The following is a 20,529-nucleotide window of genomic DNA, read 5'->3' on the forward strand; positions in this document are numbered from 1 at the left end:
ATCACCGCCGTACCCCCAGGGTGTCGAGCAACCGGTCGGACGAGGTGACCCCGAAGGCGCGCAGCCACAGGGCCGGGTCGGTCAGCCGGTCCGGCGGCCCCTCGGCGACCACCCGCCGGTTCAGCAGGCACAGCCGGGTGCAGGACGCGGCCGCCGCCGGCAGGTCGTGGGTGGTCGTCAGCACCGCCACGCCCTCGCCGCGCAGCCGGTCCAGCAGCGCGGTCAGCAGTTCCTGGGTGGGTACGTCCACCCCGGTGAACGGTTCGTCGAGCAGCAGCACCCGGGGACGCAGCGCCAGCGCCCGGGCGACCAGGACCCGCTGGCGCTGGCCGCCGGAGAGCTGCCCGACCGGGCGGTCCCGCAGGTCGGTGAGACCGGCCAAGGCCAGTGCCTCGGTCACCGCCGCCCGGTCGGCGGGTTTCGGCCGGCGCAGCCAGCCGATGGCGCGGGTACGGCCGGTCAGCACCGCGCCGGCCACGGTGACCGGGAAGTCCCAGGCGAACTCGTGCCGCTGCGGGACGTACCCGATCAGGGACCGGACCCGGGCGGCGGGTGAGCCGGCGACCAGCACCCGCCCGCGCTGCGCCGGGACCAGCCCGAGCACCGCCCGCAGCAGGGTGGTCTTGCCGGCGCCGTTCGGGCCGATCAGCCCGACGATCTCGCCGGCCCCGACGGTCAGGTCGACGTTGTCGACGGCGAGCCGCTCCCCCAGCCGGACGGTGAGCGCCTCGACCCGCAGTGCCGGGGTCACGACGCCCGCCCCGCCCGCCGCCGGCCGAGCCGGACCAGCAGCGCGCCGGCGCCGAGCAGGACCAGGCCACCGACGGCGGCCGGCAGGACCCACGACTCCCCGGTACGCGGCAGCCGGCCGCCCGGCCCGTCGCCGTTGCCGTCGCCGCCACCGGGGGTGACCCGGCCCGGGTCGGTGCCGTCACCGACGGCGACCGTGAGGGTACGGCTGTCGGTGACCGGCGCGCCGCCGGTCGTGGTGGCGCTCATCGCCACCTCGAGCCGGTAGACGCCGGGGGCGCCGAACGCCCAGTTGCCGTGGGCGTGGGTGTTGAGCGGGATGTCCAGTTCCCCCGGCAGCCTGGTGCCGTCGAACAGCACCTGTGGTTTGCCGAACGAGCCGGTCAAAAACAGCGTGAACGCGCCCGGTCCGGTGACGCTCTTCAGCGTCCAGGTCACCGGCCCGCGGATCCCGCCGACGACCGCCTCGTGCTGGGTGTTCCAGCCCGGCCAGACGATGCCGTCCTGCTGCGCCTGCGGCAGCAGCCACACGCTCCCGCCGGCCGGGCCGAGGAAGGCGTGGTCGGCGCCGTCCGGAACGGTGATCCTCGCGTTGTCGCGTACGTGCAGCACGGTGTCGCCGAGTTCCCGCCAGACCGGCGGGCTGACCGTGCCGTCCTTGATCCGGATCCGCCACCGCCCGTCGGTCAGCGTCGGCCCCATGTCGACGTGGCCGTCGTCGATCACCTTGCGCTCGCCGGTGCCGGCCGGAGCCGTCGCGGCCAGCGCCGCCGGTGCGGGTGCGGCGGCCGGGACCGCCGGTGGCGCGGCGGCCCGCGCGAGCGGTACCGGCCCGGCGGTACGGTCCCCCGCCGGGGCGGACGGCGGGCCGACCGGCGGCGGGCTGATCGGCGGCGGGTCGACTGGCGGCAAGTCGATCGGCGGCACCGTCACCCGCCAGGTGGCCGCCGCCGGGCCGACCGGCCCGGCGGCGGCGGTGAACGTCAGCTCGTAGTCGCCGGCGGCGTCGAAGGCCCACACCACCCCGCCGGTCCGCGTACCGGCCGGCAGCAGGACCGAGTCCGGTAGCCCGGCCCCGCTGCCGAGCAGCGGCGTCGGGGTGCCGAAGCCGGACAGCGTGTACGCCGTGAACCGCCCGGGGCCGGTCACACCGGTCAGCGCCAGCGTCACCGGGCCGCCGGACACCCCGGTGGTGTCCAGGGCCGGCAGGGCCGGGTCGCCGCCGGCCAGCGCCCACACCGGCCGGCCGGCGGCGCCGAGGAACCGGAACGCGGGCCGGTGCGGCACCCGGGCGGCGAGCCCGCCGTCCGGCCCGAGCCGCACGTCGTCGGGGCGGTACCCGGCCTCGCCCCGGGCCGCCTGCCGGGCGTCGCGGAACCGCAGCGACAGTTCGCCGCCGTCGACCCGCACCGAGAGCAGGTCGGCCCCGGCCACCACCGCTGTCGGGGGCGGCGGCGGGGACGGCGGCGCGGCCACGGCCGGCGGCGCGCCGCCCAGCAGTACGGCGGCCAGCACGCCGGCCGCCACCCGCATCGGTCTCATCGTTCTCCTCCCAGGCAGCGCAACAGCTCGTCGGCGTTGTGCCGCATCATCGCGACGTACGAGGTGGTGTCGTGGTCGAAGGCGTCGCCGTAGATCCGGCAGACCCGCACGCCCTGATCGGCGGCGACCCGTTTCAGCACGCCGGCCCGGGCGGCGAGTTGCGGTTCGACGAAGACGGCCGGCACCCGCAGGTCGCGGATCGTCTCCGTCAGCTTCGTCACCTGGGCCGCGCTGGGCTCCTGGGCCGGGTTCGGCACCACGAAGCCGGCGATGGTGAGCCCGTACGCGCTGGCCAGGTAGCCGAACGCGTCGTGGGTGGTGACCAGGTTCCGCCGGTCGGGCGGGACCTTCGCGAGCTGCGCGCCGACGTACGTGTGCAGTGTGGACAGTTCGCCGAGGTAGCGGTCGAGGTTGCCGGCGTACAGGTCGGCGCCGGCCGGGTCGACCTCCGCCAGGGTGTCCGCGATGACCTCGGCGTACGCCCTGGCGTTGCGGACGTCCTGCCACAGATGCGGGTCGATCTCGCCGTGCACGTGCTTGCCGAGCACCGCCTGCGGCAGCTGCCACACCCTCGTGCCGGGTGCGCCGAGGAACGCGAACCGGGCGTCGTCCGGCACCTGCTCGACCGCCCGGTCGGGTACGTCGACGACGACCTGCCCGGCCGGGATGTCGCCCTGTTCGTCGGTGCGGGCGAACACCTGCCCGGTGTCGAGGTCGACGGCGAGGTCGGTGTGGCCGGCGTCGAGCAGCGTGGTCCGGCCGTCGCGCAGCGCCCCGCGCGGGTCGACGCCGACGGCGAAGGCGAACGTGCCGCTGCCGAGCTGGCGGGGCGGGCTGCCGTCGCCGGCGTCGACCCGCGCGGTCATCGTCACCCGGTACTCCCCCGCCGCGCCGAACGACCAGTTGAGGTGGGTGTGCGCGTCGGGCGGCAGGACGGCCACGTCGGCGTCGGTGATGCCGTCGGCCGAGTCGTAGTAGACCCTCGGCTGGCCGAGGGCGTCGGTGAGGTAGGCGGCGAAGCGGCCCGGCCCCTCGACGGCGGTCACCGACAGCCGTACGTCGGCGGTGCGGCCCGGCCCCTTGCCGCGTACGGCGAGGCCCAGCCAGACCACGTCGAGGTCGAGGTTCTCGACCAGCGGGATCAGGGTCGCGCCGTACGGTTCGGCGCTCTCGGCGAGCGAGACGTTCGGGGACCCGGTGGGGACGTTGCTGTCGAAGAGCTTGATCAGCGAGTGCTCCTCGAGCAGCAGGTGGTTGGTGAAGGCCGCGTCGGCGCGGGCCACCTTGGCGGCGTCGGCCGGGGTCGGCTCGTAGGAGTGCGGGTCGCCGCCGGCCGGCACGACGGTCTCCACGGAGATCCGGTCGCCGCCGACGTTGCGTACCAGGTCGGCGATGATCTCGGTGCTCGCCACCACGGTCACCGCGCCGTCGTCGGCGGCGCCGGTGCAGCCGGCGAGGGCCAGGGTCACGGCCAGGGCGGCGGCGCCCGGGCCGGTGCGGGGCCGTCTCACGGTCGGTCCTTTCCGGTGGTCACGGTCGGTCGGCGGTCGTCCACGGGCGGGTCGGCGTCGGTGTCCGACCGGCCGGCGGCTTCGGCGCGGCCCTGGGCGCGGGCCCGCGCGACCGCCTCGGCCAGTGCGGTCCGGCGGCGCCGGCGCAGCCGGACCGCCGCGAGGGCCAGCAGCCCGAGCACGGCGAGCAGCAGCAGGTGCGGCCACGGCCAGGCCCACACCACGGCCCGCGCCGGGTCGGCGGCCGGCGGCGGATCGAGCACCTGGTCACCGACCGCGGCCGGGGTCACCCCGGCGGTCGCGGCCAGCCGGAGGAGCGGCGGTACGCCGGACAGCCGGACCTGGGCCCGCAGTTCGCCGCCGGGCAGGATCTCCGGCAGCGGTTGGGCGGTCGCGGTCCACCGGCCGAGCCCGAGCGGACCGGTGGCGGTCAGCGACGGCCGCCCGGTGAGCCGGACATTGCCGGTGTTGCGGACGGTGAACGTCGCGGTCAGGTCCCCGCCGGTGAACGGGTGGACCGGGCCGTCGTACCCGATCCGCAGGTCCCCGACGGCGAGCACGGGTCGCAGTTGACCGGTGACCCGCAGGTGGACCCGGGTGCCGACCCGGTGGTCGACGGCGACCCGGTTGCCGTCCGGGCCGGTGCCCTCGGCGGCCAGCGACGCGACGATGCCGCCGGCGTGGTCGCCGGGGGTGGCGTCGGCCGGCACCCGCAGCTCGAACGGGATGTCGACCCGGGAGGTGGCGGGCACGGTCACCGTCCGGGCCGGCAGCGTGATCCAGGAGCCGACGTCGACCGGTGCCGCGCCGGCGGCGAGCAGGTCGAAGCCGCCCTGTGCGGTGGTGAACGCGTCGCTGGCGTAGACGTCGAGGGTCAGCGGGCGGGGCGTGTGGTTGGTGACCGCGACGTGGTCGGTGAGCACGGCGCCCGGGTCGAGCTTGTATTCGAAGCCGGGCCGGCCGTCCGGCCCGGCCGGGCCGGACGGTGCCACGCCCCAGGTGACGGCGCCCGCCGCCGGCCCGGGTGCGGGCGAGGGGTGGCCGGGGCCGGGGTCGGCGCGGGCGCGGCGAGGGTGACGGCGGGCGGCGGGTCCGCCGCCGCGGCGGGTGGGGCCGGGCCGGCCGGTACGGCGGCCAGGAAGGCGGCGGCGAGCGCGGTGGGCAGGCGCATGGGTGGTTCGGTCCGTTTCCGGGGCGAGGGATGTCGGGGTCGGTGGCCGGGTCCGCCGTTCCGGTCGGCCGGCGGACCCGGCCGGGACGCACCGGCGAGGCCGGCCGGCGGTCCCGCCCGCCGGGGTACGGCCGGTGGCCCGTACCCCGGCGGGGCGGCTCAGATGGCGGTGAGGGTGAGGGTCGCGGTGTACGTACCGGGCGGGGTCTCCGTCGGCACGCTCAGCCGCAGGCCGGCGGAGAGTTCGGCGGTGCCGCGGCCGGCGCCGCCCGGCGCGGTCGCCAGTACGCTGCTGGCGCCGAGGCCGGTGCCGGTGGCGTACGGGGCGACCTCCGGGCCGGCGACCGCGCCCTGCCCGCTGCCCTGGCTGACCACCCGGGGCGTCCAGCCGAGGTGGCCGGCGCCGAAGGTGGTGCCGTCCGGGCCGGCGAAGTCGGCCGGGATCTGGCCGGAGACGCTCCAGCCCGGGGCGGCCGAACGGGTGTCGGTCACCTTGACCGGCCGCAGTTCGCCCTGGCTCTCCCACCGGTCGCCGGCGGCGTTGAGCCGGGCGGTCGGCAGCACGACGGACCGGTCGTCGGGGTCGACGCTGACCACCAGGGCGCCCTGCGTGGCGTCGATGGAGGCGGTGATGGTCTGCGCCGCCCCCGGCTGTTGCGGCTGGTCGGCGACCCGCAGCGTGACGGGGGGACTCGTAGCCACGACGCCGTGGCCGGGCCCGTAGAGCTTGACCACGTACTCGCAGGCGTCCAGTTCGCGGGTGGCGGTGAAGCGGTAGGTCTCGCCGGCCTCGCCGGGGATGATGGCGAAGTCGGTGGCGCCGGGGCACCGGCTGAACCAGTGGTAGTGGTCCAGTTCGGACGGTGGGGTCTGGACGGCGCGCAGGGTGACGGTGTCGTTCGGCTGGTAGCTGTCGGCCAGGCCGCCGATGGTCAGCCCGTTCTCGGTTCCGCCGCCGGTCAGGTCGCCGACCACGAAGGAGTAGTCGACCGGGCCGGTGGTGAGGGCGGTGCCGTCGGCGAGCGTGGCGTCGGCCCGGAACTTCAGGGTGTATTCACCGAGTGCGGTGAACGCCCAGCTCGCGTGGGCGTGGGTGCCCACCGGTACGTCGATCGCGTCGGGCAGGCCGTCGGAGCTGCGGAACCTGACCAGCGGGTCGCCGAAGGCGTTGACGCCGAAGAGCGTGACGGCGCCCGGCCCGGCCACGTCGACGAGGCTGAGCCGGACCTGGTTGCCGGCGAAGACGCCGGTGCCGAGTTCGGTGGTGTTCCAGCCCGGCCAGAGCAGGTCCGGGTCCTGGGTCTGCGGCAGCACCCAGACGTCGGCGCCGGGGGTGCCGAGGAAGGCGTACCGGGGGTCGTCCGGCACGGTGGTGGCCGCGCCGGGTGCCACCTGGAAGGTGACGTCGGCCGGGTCGCGCTCGACGGACGGCTCGACGGTGCCGTCGTGCACCTTGAGCTGGAGCTGTCCGCCGGTGTAGTGCACGTCGACGGCGTCGACGTGCCCGCGGGACAGCACGACGCGCTCGGCCGCCGCCGCGGGTTGCGCCGCCAGCAGGGTGCCGGCGACGAGTACGCCGCCGGCGATCAGGGACGCGAGGGTACGCGTCCGCGTGGTGTCGGTCATTCCTCCCCTTTCATCGCGACCGGTGGTGGCCGCCGCATGGACGGTCCACTCCGGACAGTTCGGGTGCCGCCTCCCGGTCCGGCCGGGACGGCGTGACGCCACGGCAGAGCCGGGCCGATCGGCCGGGCCGCCGCGAGGCGAAGCCAACCTATAATGACAATCGTTTTCAAATAAGTCGAGGGGGTATCCGGACCCGACCCGCCGGAACCGTCGGGGCAGTCGGCTCCCAGCAACGTCGGCTAGCCTCAGTGCGCGCGTGACGAAGCGGCCGGACCGGTAGCCCGGTCAAGGGTGAGGAGCCGACAGGTGCCCGGACGGCAGGCGAAAACCGGTCGGGGTGCCGGCGGCACCCTCGACCGGTGGCGTGGACTGCCCGCCGCGCTCGTCTTCGTCGCCCTCGTCTGGCTGCTCGACGTCGTCAGCCAGACGCACGCCGTGTTCATCGGCTTCCTGGCCCTGGCACCGCTGATCGCCGCCGCCGTCGAGGGCGGCCGGCGGACCGCCGTCGTGTCCGGGGTCGCCATGACGGTCGCGGTGCTCGCCGGGCTGCCCAGCGGCCTGTTCGGCAGCCTCGACCACCTGCTGCGGGTGGCCGTCGTCTTCTCCGTCGGGCTCGCCTCGATCTACGTCGCCCGCTCCCGCACCCAGCGCGAACACCGCCTGCGGCAGGTCAGCGAGATCGCCCAGGTGACCCAGCGGGCCGTCCTGCGGGTGCTGCCCGAGCAGGTGGGTGACCTGCGGGTGGCGGCCCGCTACCTGTCGGCGTACGAGACGGCCAAGGTCGGCGGCGACCTCTACGAGGTGGTGGTCACCCCGTACGGCGTACGGGCCATCATCGGTGACGCCTGCGGCAAGGGACTCCAGGCGGTGCTGACCGCGTCGACGGCGCTCGGCGCGTTCCGGCACGCCGCCTACGTGCACGAGGACCTCGCCGCCGTCGCCGTCGACCTGGACCTGGCCGTCGCCCGGGACCCGGCGGGCGGGGCGGCGCCGGTCGCCTTCGTCACCGCCGCCCTCGTCCAGTTCGGCGCGACCGAACTCGAGGTCGTCAACTGCGGTCACCCCGCCCCGGTGCTGCGCTCCGGCGGGGACGACCTGGTCACGATCGAGCCGCCCGACCGCTACCCGCCCCTCGGCCTGCGCCGGGGGGCGCCGCCGCCGACCCCGGTACGGCACGCCTGGCGCCCCGGCGACCGGTTGCTGCTCTACACCGACGGACTGCTCGAGGCGCGTGACCGCGACGGCGGGTTCCTGGCCCTGTCCGAGATCTACGACTGTCTCGCCGAGTCGACCGGTGACGAGTGCGTCGACCGGATCGTCGCCCGCCTGCTGGCCCACACCCGGGGCCGGACCCGCGACGACGCGGCCCTGATGGTCCTCGACCGCACCCCGAACCCGGCCCGTTGATCAAGGAGTAGTCGCCCGATCTTGCCTGTCCGTCGTTAGCGTGAAGCCATGAACTACGACCAGGAACTGGTCATCGACGCCGACGCCCACCACCTCCTCGCGATGGTCGCCCGCCATCATGGACAGACGATGGAGAAGGCGCTCACGTCGATGATCGAAGCCGAGGCGGAACGGGTCGAACCCGGCCTGGTCGAGGACATGCGCCGTCCCGGCGCGGCGGTCAACCGGTTCTACGCGGCGATGAGCCGTCGGGTACCGGTCACCTTCCTCGACTCCGAGCGCTGATCCCGCCCACCGCACACCACACCTCACATACAACCCATATCCACCATTCCGCCCGTCGGACGGCGGTCGGGGACTGCGGCCCGGACGCGTGAGCAGGGCCGTCCCGGGGACGGGTTGGTGCCACTCGCAGGTGGGGGCGGTACCGTGTCTGGCAGTTTTTCGCCGGCACCCCACCCCCTCACCCCCGCCGGCCATGACCCGACGGGAGTCGACGTTGAGTGACCGGGTTCAGAACCGCCCCCGCTTCGAGCCGCCGGAAGGGCGCACGCTGACCAAGCCGGAGAAGCGTGCCCTCGCCAAGGAGGCGAAGGCCAAGGCCGTCGCCGCGCAGAAGCGCCGGCAGGCGATCCTCGGCGGCGTCGCCGGGCTGGCCGTCATGGCCGTCATCGTCGGCGCGTTCTTCCTGCTGAGGCCCGGTGACGACGACACCGGCACGGCGAGCCTCCCCAGCCCGGGCGCGAGCGCGCCCGGGTCGCAGGCCGGCGACCCGCCGGCCGGTCCGCCGACCGAGGCGCCGTTCCCGCCGCTGCCCGAGGGCGCCGACCCGGCGCTGGGCACCAAGCCGACGGTGACCGCCGGCACCGGCGAGCTGACCGAGCTGAAGGTCACCCCGATCATCGAGGGCACCGGCCCGGCCGCGGCCAACGGCCAGACGATCACCGTCAACTACGTCGGTGTCTTCTACGGCTCCGGCGAGGAGTTCGACGCCTCCTGGAACAGCTCGCGGCCGTTCTCCTTCCAGCTCGGCGCCGGCGGGGTCATCCCCGGCTGGGACCAGGGCCTGGTCGGTGTGAAGGTCGGCAGCCGGGTGCAGCTGGACCTGCCGACCGCGCTGGCGTACGGCGAGAACCCGCGCCAGGGCGCGCCGGAGGGCCCGCTGCGGTTCGTCGTCGACGTGCTCGGCGCGCAGCAGTAACCGCGGAACGCCGGATCCGCCGTGTTCGACCACTGGGTGATGGCCGTCGTCGTCGGCCCCTTCGCGGGAATGGTGGTGGTCCGGCTGCTCGCCGAGCGGCTGCGCCCCGGTGACGCGGCGGTGGTCTTCGCCTGGTCGGCGGTGATGCTGGCGGCGTCCAGCACGGTGAGCCTGTTCGTCTTCGCGCTGAAGGCCGCGGCCGAGCTTCCGGCGGTCGCGGCCCGCGGCAACTGGTCCCACGAGCGGGTGCTGCTCGACACCGCGCACGTGCCGTGGGCGTCGTGGCTGTCGCTGGCGCTGCTCGTCGCCGCGTTGCTGAATCTGGGGCGTACCCGCTGGTCGCAGCGGCGCGCGGTCCGGGCGGCGCGGCGGCACGCCGCGGCGCTGCCCGGCGACGGGCCGGGCGGGGTGGTGCTGCTAACCGACGGTGCGGCGGACGCCTTCACGCTGCCCGGCCCCGACGGCCGGATCGTGGTGACGACCGGGATGCGCGAGGCGTTGACCGACGAGCAGTACGCGGCCCTGGTCGCCCACGAGCGGGCCCACCTCACCGGCCGGCACCACCAGCTGGTGATGCTGGCCTGGCTGGCCGCGGCCACCCACCCGCTGCTGCGGCCGATGGCCCGGCACGTCGAATACCTGGTCGAGCGGTGGGCCGACGAGCGGGCGGCGGAGCAGACCGGCGACCGGCGGACGGTCGCGCAGGCGGTCGGGGTGGCGGCGCTGGCCGCCGGCCGGCGCGGCGGGCTGGCGCACGCCGGGGCCCTGCACGTCAGCGTGACGACCCGGCCCGGGGCGGTGCCGCGCCGGATGGCGGCGCTGCTGCGGCCGGCGGGGCCGGTACGGCACAGCTACCTGCTGTACGTACCGGCGATGGTCGCGGTCGCCTCGACGGTGTGGGCCGGCGAGGGCGTCTACGACCTGCACGAGTTGCTCGGGCTGGCGCGCGTGCGCTGACCGGCGGCGAGCGCTCTGCTAACTTCTACAAACCTGTAGAAGAAAGCGGGGTGGCGATGGAGCTGAACCGGCTGGAGCACTTCATCGCCGTCGCCGAGCAGCGCAGGTTCACCGCCGCCGCCCGGCGACTCCACCTCGCGTCGGTGCACGCCCTCGAACGGGAGCTGGGGACACCGCTGTTCGAGCGCGCCGGCACCCAGCTCTCCGACGCGGGACGGGCGCTGCTGCCGGAGGCCCACCGCGTCATCGCCGCCGCCCGCGCCGCCCGGCAGGCCGTCAGCGACGCCCGGGCCGGCCAGCGGCAGCCGGTCAACGTCGGCATCCCGCACGGCCTGCTGCCGCCCGGCCTCTTCGCGACCCTGACCGCCTTCGGTGTCCAGCACCCCGGCGTCGACCTGCGGTTCGTCGGCGCGGGCGGGCGCGGCTGCGCCGACCAGGCCGACGGCCTGCGCGCCGGCCGGCTCGACGTGGCGTTCCTGGTCCGCGCCGCGGCCGGCACCGGCCTGCGGATGCACGTCGTGGCGACCGAGCCGGTACTGCTGGCCACCGCCGCGGACCACCGACTGGGCGGGCGCGACACGGTCGAGCTGACGGACCTGCGCGACGAGGGCTTCGTCGACTTCCCCGCCGGCTGGGGCGTACGTGCCGTGGTCGACGAGGTGTTCGCCACGGCCGGCGTCGGGCGTCGCCCGGTGGCCGAGATCGGCGACGCCGCCACCGCGCTGGACCTGGTCCGGCACCGGCTCGGCGTGACGCTGGTGCCTAGGTCGTGGGCGGCCCGGGCGACGGATCTGCGGTATGCCGAACTGGGGCCGCCGCGGCCGATGGTCGAGGTCGTGGTCGCGACCCCGGACAGCGCCGTGCCGACCGCCTCGACGGTGGCGCTGGTCGCCGCGGTGCTACGGGCCGCCGACGAGACGACCTGACCCCGCCCACGGCACCGGTGCGGGGAACGGGCGGGTGGCGGACCGGGGCGGGGATCCGGTCCGCCACCCGGAGCCGTCAGTTGCCGTGCCAGGTCCAGGTCACACCGTTCCCACCGCTCCCGGAGCCGGCGAGCGCCGGGGTGAGCGAGCCGGCGAAGAGTTGCTGGACGCGGTTCGCCTCGGCGGTGCTCGGCTGGGCGTTGGTGCACGACACGGGTGCGCTGCTGCCGGACATCAGGTCGGAGCAGAGGCCGGTGCGCCGGTCGGGCAGGCCCAGGATGTGTCCCCACTCGTGGGTGGCGATCCGGGTCCGGTCGTAGCCCTGGTTGACCGCCTGCCATCCCATCCAGATCCGGCCCGCGCCGAGCGAGGTGGTCTGGGCGCGGGGCCAGCCGGTGTCGACGTAGATGACCACGCTGGCCGGGGTGCCGGCCTGGAGGCGGATGTTGCTGACCCGGCTGTTCCAGATCTGCGCGGCCTGGGCGAAGTTGGTGGCGAAGACGCCGGCGCGGCTGGCGTCGTAGTAGATGGTGCGTACGGCGGCCGACATGTCGGCCGAGGCGGGCGCGGCGGTGACGGCCTGGATGCCGGCCACCGGCAGGAGCGCGGTCAGGACCGCGAGGGCGGCCTGCAGGAAACGTCGTCTGAACATGACGGACTCCTCGTGTGGGGGGTGGATCCGGCGCGCGCCATCGATCGACGCTAGACAATATAGATGCTGGTCGGTGGGGTCGGCCGCATAGCATCTGCCCCATACCGGGCCGCGTAGGCTCCGGACATGCCGAGCCTGACCCGCCACGAGGCGGCCGTCCGCGCCGACCGGCTTCGCGTCGAGGCGTACCGGGTCGAACTGGACCTCGCGGCCGGACGCGACGCCGACCACTTCACCTCGACCACGACGGTGCGCTTCGCCTGCACCCGGCCCGGCGCGACCACGTTCGTCGAACTGCGGCCGGTGTCCGTGTCGCGGGTCGTCCTCAACGGCCGCACCCTCGACCCGGGCACCCTGATCGGCAACCGGCTGCCGCTGGACGACCTGCGCGCCGACAACGAACTGGTCGTGCGGGCCACGATGGCGTTCTCGTCGACCGGGGAGGGCGTACACCGGTTCACCGACCCCGACGACGGCGAGGTCTACGTCCACTGCCACGCCCCGCTCGACAGCGCGCAGCGCGTCTTCGCCTGCTTCGACCAGCCCGACCTGAAGGCGCCACTGACGCTGACGCTGACCACCCCGGCGGACTGGACCGCCCGGGCCAACGCCGCCGTCGACTCCACCGTGGACACCGCTGACGGCACCCGCCGATGGGAGTTCGGGGCCACCCCGCCGATCTCCACCTACCACTTCACGTTCGTCGCCGGCCCCTGGCACGTACGGCGGGCCGAACACGACGGCATCCCGCTCGGGCTGCTCTGCCGCCGGTCGCTCGCCGCCGACCTCGACCGCGACGCCGACGAACTCTTCGCCGTCACCGGCGCCTTCCTCGACCGCTACCACGAACTGTTCGCGTCGCGGTATCCGTTCGCCAAGTACGACCAGGCGTTCGTGCCCGAGCTGAACTCCGGCGCGGTCGAGAACCCCGGCTGCGTCACCTTCACCGAGGACCTGCTCTTCCGGTCGGCGGTCACCGACGCCGACCGCGAACTGCGTACCGTGATCGTCGCCCACGAGATGGCGCACATGTGGTTCGGCGACCTGGTCACCATGCGCTGGTGGGACGACATCTGGCTGAGCGAGTCGTTCGCCGAGTACATGGGCTGGCGGGTCACCGCCGAGGTCACCGCCTACCGCGACGCCTGGACCAGCTTCACCATCCGGCGCAAGAGCTGGGGGTACGTCACCGACCAAGGGCCGTCGACCCACCCGGTCGCCCCCGAGGGCGTCCCCGACACCGCGCACGCCCTGCTCAACTTCGACGGCATCTCGTACGCCAAGGGCGCCGCCGCGCTCCGCCAGCTCATCGCGCACCTCGGCGACGACACGTTCCTCGCCGGTGTCCGCGCCTACTTCACCGCGCACGCCTTCGCCAACGCGACCCTCGACGACCTGCTGGCCGCCCTCGGCGCCGCCGCCGGCCGGGACCTGACCGGGTGGGCCCGGCTGTGGCTGCGCCGCGCCCAGGTCAACACGCTACGGCCCGAGGTGGCCCTGGACGCCGACGGCCGCTACCGGTCGGTGACCGTGGTGCAGACCGCGTCGCCGGAGCATCCGACACTGCGCCCGCACCGCCTCGCCGTCGGCGTCTACGGCACCGGCGACGCCCCGGGCACCCTGCTGCGCCGGTACACCGTCGACCTCGACCCGACCGCCGACGGTGGTCGGACCCCGGTGCCGGGGCTCGCCGGCACCGAACCCGGACGGCTGCTGCTGCTCAACGACGGCGACCTGACGTACACGAAGGTCCGCCTCGACCCGGCGGACCTGGACCGGCTGGACACCCTGCTCGGCGCGCTCGACGACCCGCTGGCCCGCGCCGTGGTCTGGACCGCGGCGATCGACGCCGCCCGCGACGCCGAACTGTCCCCGGCGCGGTTCGTGGCGCTCGCCGCCGCCGGACTGCCCACCGAGACCGTGACCTCGGTCTTCGAGGAGGTGCTGCGCTTCGCCCGCGACTTCGCCGCCACCCGCTACCTGCCGGAGCCGGCACAGCCCGCCGCCCTGGCCACCCTCGCCGCCACCTGCCTGGAGACCCTCGACCACGCCGCACCCGGCAGCGGCCGGCAGCTCGCCGCCGCCCGCTGGCTGGCCGCGTGCGCCGGCCCGACCGACACCGGCCGGCTCGCCGGCTGGCTGGCCGGCGACGGCGTACCCGAGGGCCTGGCCGTCGACGCCGACCTGCGCTGGACACTGCTGTACCGGCTGGTCGCCCTCGGCGCCGCCGGCGAGACGGAGATCGCCGACGAGGTCCGGCGCGACCCGCAGGGCATCGAGCCCGCCGCCCGCTGCCGGGCCGCCGTCGCCACCGAACAGGCCAAGGAGCGGGCCTGGGCGGCGATCCGCGACGACGACACCCGGTCGGCCCACCTCGCCCTCGCCGCCGCCCAGGGCTTCTGGCACCCCGGCCAGGCCGGGCTGACCGCCCCGTACGTCGACCGTTACTTCGCCGACCTTCCCACGCTCGCCGGCCGGCGTACCCCGACCGCGACGGCCCGGATCGCCGCCACCGCCTATCCCAGGTACGCGGTGTCGGCGCGGACCGAGGAGGCGGCCGGGACCCTGCTCGGCCGGGCCGACGTCGACCCGGTCCTGCGCCGCGTCGTCCTCGACGCGACCGACGAACTGCGCCGCGCCCGCGCCGCCCGGACCGCGACCTGATCCCCACCTACCGTCTGCGTCTGGCCCCGCTCGGCCGCCGCTTCACCCCGGTCCGGCGGCCACCGTTGCCGCCGTTGCCGTCGGTGGCGCTGCCGCCGGTGGGCTTGCCGGTCGTGGCGGCCGGGTGCCCGCGGCGGCGACGTTCGCCGAGGACCGCCGCGACGACGATCGCCCCGGCGAATCCGGCGAAGGCGACGAGGGCCGCGACCTCGAAGACCCACGTCGTCTCCAGGTCGACGGCCAGGCGTGGCGCGAACACACCCAACGGATCGGTGATCACCTCCAGCGACGAGCCGGGCGGATACTCACCGGTCTCCTGCAGCTTGCCCGGCAGCGTGGTCCCGTCCGGCCCGGTCAGCGTGTAGCTGTAGAGACACCTGCCGGTGCGGGCGTTGTAGTGGCAGGTGGCGTCGCCGACCGTGGCGGTGACCGGATTCCCGACGGCCCGCATGTGCCACTCGGCGGGAACCGCGAACGCGGACCCCGCCAGCACGATCGCGAAAACGAACGCCACCCAGCTCGGGCCGGTACGTCCCTCGCTCAACCAGTAGAGCGAGAACGGCAACGCGATGAACACGACGATCGGTACGGCCGCGACCAGCCACCAGACCGGGCTCGCCAGGGCCGACCCGACGCCGAGGACCAGCCAGGCGAGCACGGTGACGGCGAGCAGCCCCGCCACCCAGATTCCGGCCCGCCCGGGCTTGAGCAGCGTCTTCTCGGACTCGTTCATGGTCAACATCCTCGTACGTCCGGGCCGGTCGGCGACGGTCCGGCACGACCGGATGGCCCGATCCTGGGACCTACCGCCGGCCCCGCCCCGCCGCCGGTCCGGTTTTGGTCCCGGCCGATCCGGTCAGATCCGGTCCGGTCCGGTCCGGTCCGGTCCGGTCCGGTCTGGTCCCGGGAACGTGCCAGAGCGGTGCCCCGGTTGATCCACCGGCATTACTTCGATGACAAGCTTCCGGTCATGCGAACGAAGCAGATCCTGACCGCCGCGATCGCGGCGCCGCTGCTCCTCCTCGGCCTCGCCGCGTGCAGCGCCAGCACCACCACGAAGAAGTGCAGCGGCAACACCTGCGAGGTCACGGTCAAGACGAAGAGCTCGGCCAAGACCAAGATCTTCAAGTACGACCTTCGGGTCAGCGAACTGAAGGACGACTCGGTGAAGGTGTCGTACCGGGGCGACTCGAAGACCCTCAAGGAGGGCGAGACCGCCACCGTCGGCCGGGTGACCGTCCTGGTCAAGGACGCCGACCCGGGCGAGGCCGAACTGACCGTCAGCCGCTGACCGACCGCGCCCCCGGCGCCGGCGACCCACCGCCGGCGCCCGGCCGTTCCCCACCGCTCTACCTAGCCCGGTGCGCCGCTGCTTCCCGGCGCCCGGCCGGCTCCCGGTACCCGGCCCTTCCCGGCGCGGGCCCGGGCGGCCGCCTCAGTTCCAGCCGTAGTCGCGGCGCAGCTCGGCGGCGACCAGGTCGAACCGCCGCCGGTCGAGGATCGCGCCCTCGCGGCGGATGCCGTCCTCGTCCACCTCGATCACCCGGTCCAGGCGTACCCAGCTCGGCCGCGACTCGCGGTCCCAGGCCCCCGGGCCGAGCCCGAACCAGTGCCGCTGCCCGTCCCGGTCGTCCTGGCTGGAAAGCATCAGCCCGAGCAGCGTGGCCCCCTTGCGGCCGACGACCAGCACCGGACGGTCCTTGCCCTGCCGGGGATCGTCCTCGTAGGGCACCCACGTCCACACGATTTCGCCCGGATCAGCCTGCCCATCGAGCTGCGGCGCGTAGACGAGAAGCCGGCCGTCACGGACCTCCCCCGTCGGACGGTTGCGCGGCGGCGCGGGACGGGCGGCGGGGATCGTACGGCCGTTCGGCGTACGGCCGGGTGCCGGCGCCTCCCGCCGGGCGGGCGCGGGCGCCTCCCGCCGGCCGGTGAGCTTGCCGAGCTTGGCCGTGACGCCTTTCCACAGGCTGGTCATGGCGCAACCCTAGACGAACCCGATCACCGGCGGCCGCAGGCCGGGCCGTCCCCTCAGGACGATCACCCCCCCGCCCGCGTCGGTAGGGTTGGGGACGCCGGCCAGGCGGGTGGAGCCGGGTGCCGTCGTACGGCGGCCAACTCCGCGCGGGCCGCACCGTTGCCGGAGGAGCCGCCGCTGTGACCAGCACCTGGAACTCGTTCCACGTCCACCTGCACGGCGGGCCGGAACAGATGGACACGGTGCTGCGCGAACACATCGGGCCGTACGCCACCCGGCTGCTGCGGGACGGCTTCGTCGAATCGTGGCACTTCGACCGGTCCTGGCAGGGCGGCCCGCACCTGCGCTGGCGGCTGGCCGGCGCCGACCCCGACACCCTCCGGCAGGTCCGCACCGACCTGGCCGCGAAGGCCGCCACGCTGCCGCCGCCACCGCGCGAGCTGGTACCGGAACACTGGTACGCCCGGTTCGGGTGGCCGGACGGCACCGGCCGCCTCGGCTGGCATCCGCACGGGACGGTCGTCGAGTCGCCGTACGCGACGGGGTCCGGGCCCGACGGCGGGCCGGGGGTGACGGGGGCGGGACCCGACGAGGAGCCGGTGGGAGCTGTGTGGCCCGGCGGAGCCGCCCGGGCTGGGGTGGCTGGTTCAGGGCTCGCCGCGACCGGAATGGCTGATGGTGAAGCGGCCGAGGTCGGGATGGGCGGCGTCGGGATGGGCGGCGTCGGAGCGGCCGGGGCCGGGATGGCCACGGTCGGGGCGGCCGCGCGACTGGCCGCCGAGTCGAGCCGGGCCGCGCTCGCCGTGCTCAGGCTGCCGGCCCGCCGGCGGCTGGCCACCTGCCTGGATCTGCTGTTCGCGACGGTCGCCGCCGCCCGGCTCGGCGACACCGACGCGGTCGCCCTGCTGCGCGGTTACGCCAACGGCCGGGTGCTCGGCGCGGAAGCCGTCGGCACCGAACTGTCGACGGCACTCGACGCCGCCGAGGCCGACTTCCAGGACGATCCAGACCGGGTACGGCAGCGCCGGCTGGTCGTCGCCGCGTCGGTCGAGTCCCGCGAGACACCCCGTACGGTGGTCGCGCTCTGGGCGGACGCGGTCGCCGCGCACCTCGGCACGCTGCGCTACCGGACGGTCGGGCCACCGGCCACCGTGCGGTCGGTGCTCGCCACCCAGATCCACCTGCTGCACAACCGGATCGGGCTCGACACGGCCGCCGAATGCCAGGTCGCATGGCTCGCCTCGTTCGCCTACCTGGCGGGGACCGGACCAGCCGGCTTCCACGACGGCGGACCGGACCGGGTCTACCACGAACGGGCGAAGTACGTCCGCTCCCGCTGGTCGGCGCAGTCCCCCAGGCACGGCCCCCACCCGCCGGCCGACGCCGTCGCGGCGGGTGGAGACGTCCCGCCACCCGGCGGCGTCGTACGGCCGCCGTCCGCCGGGGACGTCGTACGACCGCCGTCCGCCGGGGACGTCGTGCGACTGCCGGCGGTCGCGGCCGGGGTGCTCGGGGACGTGTCGCTCGCCGACGCGCTGCTGGCCCGGCGCAGCCACCGCCGGTTCGCGGCGGCACCGCTGGCCGCCGACGACCTGTCCCGGTTGCTGCGTTACGCGGCCGGCGACACCACGCCGGACGGTGGCGCCCGGCCCCGGCTGGCCCATCCGACGGCGGGTGGCCGACCGGCCGCCTCGCTGTCGGTATGGCCACGTCGGGTCGACGGGATCGTGCCCGCGCTGTACGCGTACCGGGCGGCCGGACACACGCTGCACCGGCTCGCGCCCGGCCCCACCGACGGGCGGCTGCGGCGGATCGCCCCGCAGCTCGCCGCCCGGCCACGGCTGACCGCGCCGCCCGACGTCGGAGCCGATGTCGGAACCGAGGTCGGCGTCGACGTCGACGCGGTGCCGCTGTGGCTGTTCGTGACCTCTGATCTCGGCGGGCTACGGGCCAGGTTCGGGCAGCGTGCCTACCGGTACGCCGCGATGGAGGCCGGCCACCTAGCGCAGAACCTGCTGCTGGCCACGACCGCGATGGGGCTGTCGGCGCTGCCGCTGGGCGGCTTCTTCGACGACGACCTCAACCAGCTACTGCTCCTCGACGGCGTACACGTCACCGCCTTCTACGCCCTCCCGGTCGGCCACCCAGCCCCCTGAAGATCCCCGTGATCAGGGAGTAGGTCGGGCGTGTCGTCGGCGTGCCACGCTCTGTACTCCCTGATCGCGGGGATCTTGAAGGACGGCACCCGCGCATGCCCCGGCCAGCACGCAGCCACCGGCCAGCACGCAGCCATCGGCCAGCGCACAGGCACCAGCCGGCGGGCGAGCGCCGGTAGGCGCCGAAGCCGGGCGGAGTGCGGCCCCGGTGATCCGCGTGATCAGGGACGTACTCCCCCGACACGCCGCCGACCCGCCCGATTTAGTCCCTGATCACGCGGATCTTGGAGGGCGGGTCGGGGGCAGGGACGTGGGGCTTGAGGGCGGGGGCGGGGTGGGTCAGGGGAGGCGGTAGGTCAGGTCCGGGGTCAGGTCGGCCACGTCCATCTGGGCCTTCTGCAACGTGCCGGAGTGGTCCCAGTTGACCGACTGCCAGCGGGTGAACTGGTCGAGGACCCAGATGCCGGACTGGCGGCTGCCGTTTCCGGAGAGGCCGTTGCCGCCGAACGGCAGGTGCGCCTCGGCGCCGGAGGTGGTGTTGTTGACACTGACCATGCCGGCACCGATCCCGCGGCGGAACGCGAACGCCTCCCCCGCGTCGGTGGTGTAGATCGCCGCCGACAGGCCGTAGCCGGGCAGGTTGCCCAGCCGGATCGCCTCGTCCAGGTCCCGGTAGGTCGTCACGCCGACGACCGGGCCGAACGTCTCGTGGCGGAACAGGTCGTCGTCGGCGCGTACGCCGTCGACGATCGTCGGGTGGTAGAAGAGGCCGGCCGCCGGATCGCCGACGAAACCGGGCCGGGGCCGGTCGGCGGTGACCCGACCGGTGTGCGGCGAGCCGGAGACGGTGTGGTGCGGCTGGATCCAGCCGAGGTAGTCCTCGAAGCGGCGGGCGAACCGCTCGTCGATCAGCGGGCCGAACACCACGGGCGCGGTCGGGTCGCCGACCGGTGCCGCCGCGACCGCCTCGGTGAAGCGGGCCAGGAACTCGGCGTGCCGCGACTCGTGCACGATCACCGTGCCGAGCGAGGTGCAGCGCTGGCCGGCGGTGCCGAAGCCGGAGAAGAGCGCGCCGCGTACGGCGAGGTCGAGGTCGGCGGACGGGGTGATCACCATCGGGTTCTTGCCGCCCAGCTCCAGGCACGGCGTCTGGAGGTGCCGGCCGCACAACTCGCCGATCCGGGCGCCGACGGCGCTGGAGCCGGTGAAGCCGACCTTGTCGACCAGCCCCTCGTCGAGGGCCGCGGACAGCCCGTCGAAGGTCGTCTCGCCGTCGGCGAAGACGACGTTGAGTACGCCGTCCGGCAGCCCGGCCCGCACGAACAGCTCGTAGAGGGCGAGCGAGGTGGCGGCGGCGTATTCGGCCGGCTTCCAGACCACGGTGTTGCCGGCGAGCAGGGCCGGCACGACGTACCAGGCCGGGACGGCGGCCGGGAAGTTTCCGGCGGTGATGACATTGACCACACCGACCGGGTTACGGAAGGTGAAGAGCTGCTTGTCGGGCATCTCGGACGGGACGGTCTGCCCGTAGAGGCGCCGGCCCTCGCCGAGGAAGAAGTCGCAGGTGTCGACGATCTCGCGGACCTCGCCCAGCGCCTCGGCGTACGGCTTGCCGATCTCGCGGGTGAGCAGGGCGGCGAGCGCCTCGGCGTTGGCCTCGACGAGCCGGCCGATGTGCCCCACGGCCCGACCGCGCACGGGGGCCGGAACATCGGCCCAGGCGGCCTGGGCGTCCCGGGCGGCCCGGCAGGCGGCGAGGTAGGTGTCGGCGGTGCCGAGGATCACGTCCGCCACGACCTGACCGGTGTCGGCCGGGTCCACCGACCGGTACCGCCCGCCGGGGCCGGCCGGTTCACCCTGGCCGGCGGGTTTTCCGGCGATGTGGGAGGTGACGGTGACCGGCATGGGGAACTCCGTTCTTCGGGGGCGGGCGGTGCGGGCCGGCGGTGGGACGGGTGCCCCTGGCCGACCAGTGGGAAAGGTAGCCT

Annotated in this window: 17 protein-coding genes; 8 read left to right on the plus strand and 9 right to left on the minus strand. The window is 74.9% G+C overall.

What is annotated here, in order from left to right; genetic code table 11:
- Window position 1: 1 nt before the first annotated feature.
- The 5 genes from QCD66_RS25565 to QCD66_RS25585 all read right to left on the minus strand — a co-directional run bounded on the left by QCD66_RS25565 (window position 2) and on the right by QCD66_RS25585 (window position 6,600).
- Window positions 2–751 carry an anchored repeat-type ABC transporter ATP-binding subunit gene (locus tag QCD66_RS25565; protein WP_364214037.1) on the minus strand — a complete coding sequence of 250 codons (750 nt, stop codon included), beginning with the start codon at window positions 749–751 and terminating at the stop codon, window positions 2–4.
- Window positions 748–2,283, minus strand: coding sequence for a TIGR03773 family transporter-associated surface protein (locus QCD66_RS25570; RefSeq protein WP_407567258.1), 1,536 nt, complete (start codon window positions 2,281–2,283; stop codon window positions 748–750). The genes QCD66_RS25565 and QCD66_RS25570 overlap by 4 nt, the downstream gene beginning before the upstream one ends.
- Before the next feature lie 5 nt (window positions 2,284–2,288).
- Window positions 2,289–3,803: an anchored repeat ABC transporter, substrate-binding protein gene (locus QCD66_RS25575; protein WP_407566809.1), complete on the minus strand. Its 1,515-nt coding sequence runs from the start codon at window positions 3,801–3,803 to the stop codon at window positions 2,289–2,291.
- A complete protein-coding gene (locus QCD66_RS25580; protein WP_407566810.1) occupies window positions 3,800–4,795 on the minus strand; it encodes a WxL protein peptidoglycan domain-containing protein in 996 nt (331 codons plus the stop codon). Before QCD66_RS25580 ends, QCD66_RS25575 begins: the two co-directional genes overlap by 4 nt.
- A gap of 338 nt (window positions 4,796–5,133) precedes the next feature.
- Complete coding sequence (locus QCD66_RS25585) at window positions 5,134–6,600, minus strand: choice-of-anchor M domain-containing protein (RefSeq protein ID WP_375737235.1); 1,467 nt, start codon at window positions 6,598–6,600, stop codon at window positions 5,134–5,136.
- A 306-nt stretch (window positions 6,601–6,906) separates the two neighbouring features.
- Here QCD66_RS25585 and QCD66_RS25590 point away from each other — a divergent pair, with 306 nt between their 5' ends.
- From QCD66_RS25590 to QCD66_RS25610, 5 genes are all read left to right on the plus strand, one after another.
- Window positions 6,907–8,007: a PP2C family protein-serine/threonine phosphatase gene (locus QCD66_RS25590; protein ID WP_364214025.1), complete on the plus strand. Its 1,101-nt coding sequence runs from the start codon at window positions 6,907–6,909 to the stop codon at window positions 8,005–8,007.
- Between the two features lie 48 nt (window positions 8,008–8,055).
- A complete protein-coding gene (locus tag QCD66_RS25595) occupies window positions 8,056–8,292 on the plus strand; it encodes a hypothetical protein (RefSeq protein WP_364214022.1) in 237 nt (78 codons plus the stop codon).
- Window positions 8,293–8,485: 193 nt separating this feature from the next.
- Complete coding sequence (locus QCD66_RS25600) at window positions 8,486–9,208, plus strand: FKBP-type peptidyl-prolyl cis-trans isomerase (RefSeq protein ID WP_407566811.1); 723 nt, start codon at window positions 8,486–8,488, stop codon at window positions 9,206–9,208.
- A gap of 21 nt (window positions 9,209–9,229) precedes the next feature.
- The gene (locus QCD66_RS25605; RefSeq protein WP_407566812.1) at window positions 9,230–10,165 is read left to right on the plus strand and encodes a M56 family metallopeptidase; all 936 of its coding nucleotides are present in this window, start codon (window positions 9,230–9,232) and stop codon (window positions 10,163–10,165) included.
- A gap of 56 nt (window positions 10,166–10,221) precedes the next feature.
- Window positions 10,222–11,091 (plus strand): LysR family transcriptional regulator, encoded by an 870-nt coding sequence (locus QCD66_RS25610; protein ID WP_375735638.1) that lies wholly within the window; start codon window positions 10,222–10,224, stop codon window positions 11,089–11,091.
- A gap of 76 nt (window positions 11,092–11,167) precedes the next feature.
- Here QCD66_RS25610 and QCD66_RS25615 read toward each other — a convergent pair whose 3' ends face one another.
- Window positions 11,168–11,743, minus strand: coding sequence for a snapalysin family zinc-dependent metalloprotease (locus QCD66_RS25615; protein ID WP_357538049.1), 576 nt, complete (start codon window positions 11,741–11,743; stop codon window positions 11,168–11,170).
- A gap of 126 nt (window positions 11,744–11,869) precedes the next feature.
- Here QCD66_RS25615 and pepN point away from each other — a divergent pair, with 126 nt between their 5' ends.
- The gene (pepN, locus tag QCD66_RS25620) at window positions 11,870–14,407 is read left to right on the plus strand and encodes an aminopeptidase N (protein WP_375735636.1); all 2,538 of its coding nucleotides are present in this window, start codon (window positions 11,870–11,872) and stop codon (window positions 14,405–14,407) included.
- 7 nt (window positions 14,408–14,414) lie between these two features.
- Here pepN and QCD66_RS25625 read toward each other — a convergent pair whose 3' ends face one another.
- The gene (locus tag QCD66_RS25625) at window positions 14,415–15,140 is read right to left on the minus strand and encodes a hypothetical protein (protein WP_375735635.1); all 726 of its coding nucleotides are present in this window, start codon (window positions 15,138–15,140) and stop codon (window positions 14,415–14,417) included.
- Window positions 15,141–15,377: 237 nt separating this feature from the next.
- Between QCD66_RS25625 and QCD66_RS25630 the strand changes: the two genes are divergently transcribed.
- Window positions 15,378–15,698 (plus strand): hypothetical protein, encoded by a 321-nt coding sequence (locus QCD66_RS25630; protein WP_357538054.1) that lies wholly within the window; start codon window positions 15,378–15,380, stop codon window positions 15,696–15,698.
- Window positions 15,699–15,842: 144 nt separating this feature from the next.
- Here QCD66_RS25630 and QCD66_RS25635 read toward each other — a convergent pair whose 3' ends face one another.
- Entirely contained in the window at window positions 15,843–16,385 is a 543-nt protein-coding gene (locus tag QCD66_RS25635; RefSeq protein WP_357538055.1) for a type II toxin-antitoxin system PemK/MazF family toxin, read from the minus strand.
- Window positions 16,386–16,564: 179 nt separating this feature from the next.
- Between QCD66_RS25635 and QCD66_RS25640 the strand changes: the two genes are divergently transcribed.
- Window positions 16,565–18,541: a lantibiotic dehydratase C-terminal domain-containing protein gene (locus tag QCD66_RS25640; protein WP_375735634.1), complete on the plus strand. Its 1,977-nt coding sequence runs from the start codon at window positions 16,565–16,567 to the stop codon at window positions 18,539–18,541.
- A 339-nt stretch (window positions 18,542–18,880) separates the two neighbouring features.
- Here QCD66_RS25640 and QCD66_RS25645 read toward each other — a convergent pair whose 3' ends face one another.
- Complete coding sequence (locus QCD66_RS25645; protein ID WP_375735633.1) at window positions 18,881–20,446, minus strand: aldehyde dehydrogenase family protein; 1,566 nt, start codon at window positions 20,444–20,446, stop codon at window positions 18,881–18,883.
- Window positions 20,447–20,529: the final 83 nt, after the last annotated feature.

Source organism: Polymorphospora sp. A560 (assembly GCF_045781765.1).
GTDB classification, from domain to species: domain Bacteria; phylum Actinomycetota; class Actinomycetes; order Mycobacteriales; family Micromonosporaceae; genus Polymorphospora; species Polymorphospora lycopeni.

Bases quoted from the DNA above. Each gene is read 5' to 3' on its own strand.
- QCD66_RS25570 (WP_407567258.1), bottom strand. From the start codon at position 2,283: ATGCGGGTGGCGGCCGGCGTGCTGGCCGCCGTACTGCTGGGCGGCGCG.
- QCD66_RS25585 (WP_375737235.1), bottom strand. From the start codon at position 6,600: ATGACCGACACCACGCGGACGCGTACCCTCGCGTCCCTGATCGCCGGC.
- QCD66_RS25595 (WP_364214022.1), top strand. From the start codon at position 8,056: ATGAACTACGACCAGGAACTGGTCATCGACGCCGACGCCCACCACCTC.
- QCD66_RS25600 (WP_407566811.1), top strand. From the start codon at position 8,486: ATGACCCGACGGGAGTCGACGTTGAGTGACCGGGTTCAGAACCGCCCC.
- QCD66_RS25610 (WP_375735638.1), top strand. From the start codon at position 10,222: ATGGAGCTGAACCGGCTGGAGCACTTCATCGCCGTCGCCGAGCAGCGC.
- QCD66_RS25615 (WP_357538049.1), bottom strand. From the start codon at position 11,743: ATGTTCAGACGACGTTTCCTGCAGGCCGCCCTCGCGGTCCTGACCGCG.
- pepN (WP_375735636.1), top strand. From the start codon at position 11,870: ATGCCGAGCCTGACCCGCCACGAGGCGGCCGTCCGCGCCGACCGGCTT.
- QCD66_RS25625 (WP_375735635.1), bottom strand. From the start codon at position 15,140: ATGAACGAGTCCGAGAAGACGCTGCTCAAGCCCGGGCGGGCCGGAATC.
- QCD66_RS25630 (WP_357538054.1), top strand. From the start codon at position 15,378: ATGCGAACGAAGCAGATCCTGACCGCCGCGATCGCGGCGCCGCTGCTC.
- QCD66_RS25635 (WP_357538055.1), bottom strand. From the start codon at position 16,385: ATGACCAGCCTGTGGAAAGGCGTCACGGCCAAGCTCGGCAAGCTCACC.
- QCD66_RS25645 (WP_375735633.1), bottom strand. From the start codon at position 20,446: ATGCCGGTCACCGTCACCTCCCACATCGCCGGAAAACCCGCCGGCCAG.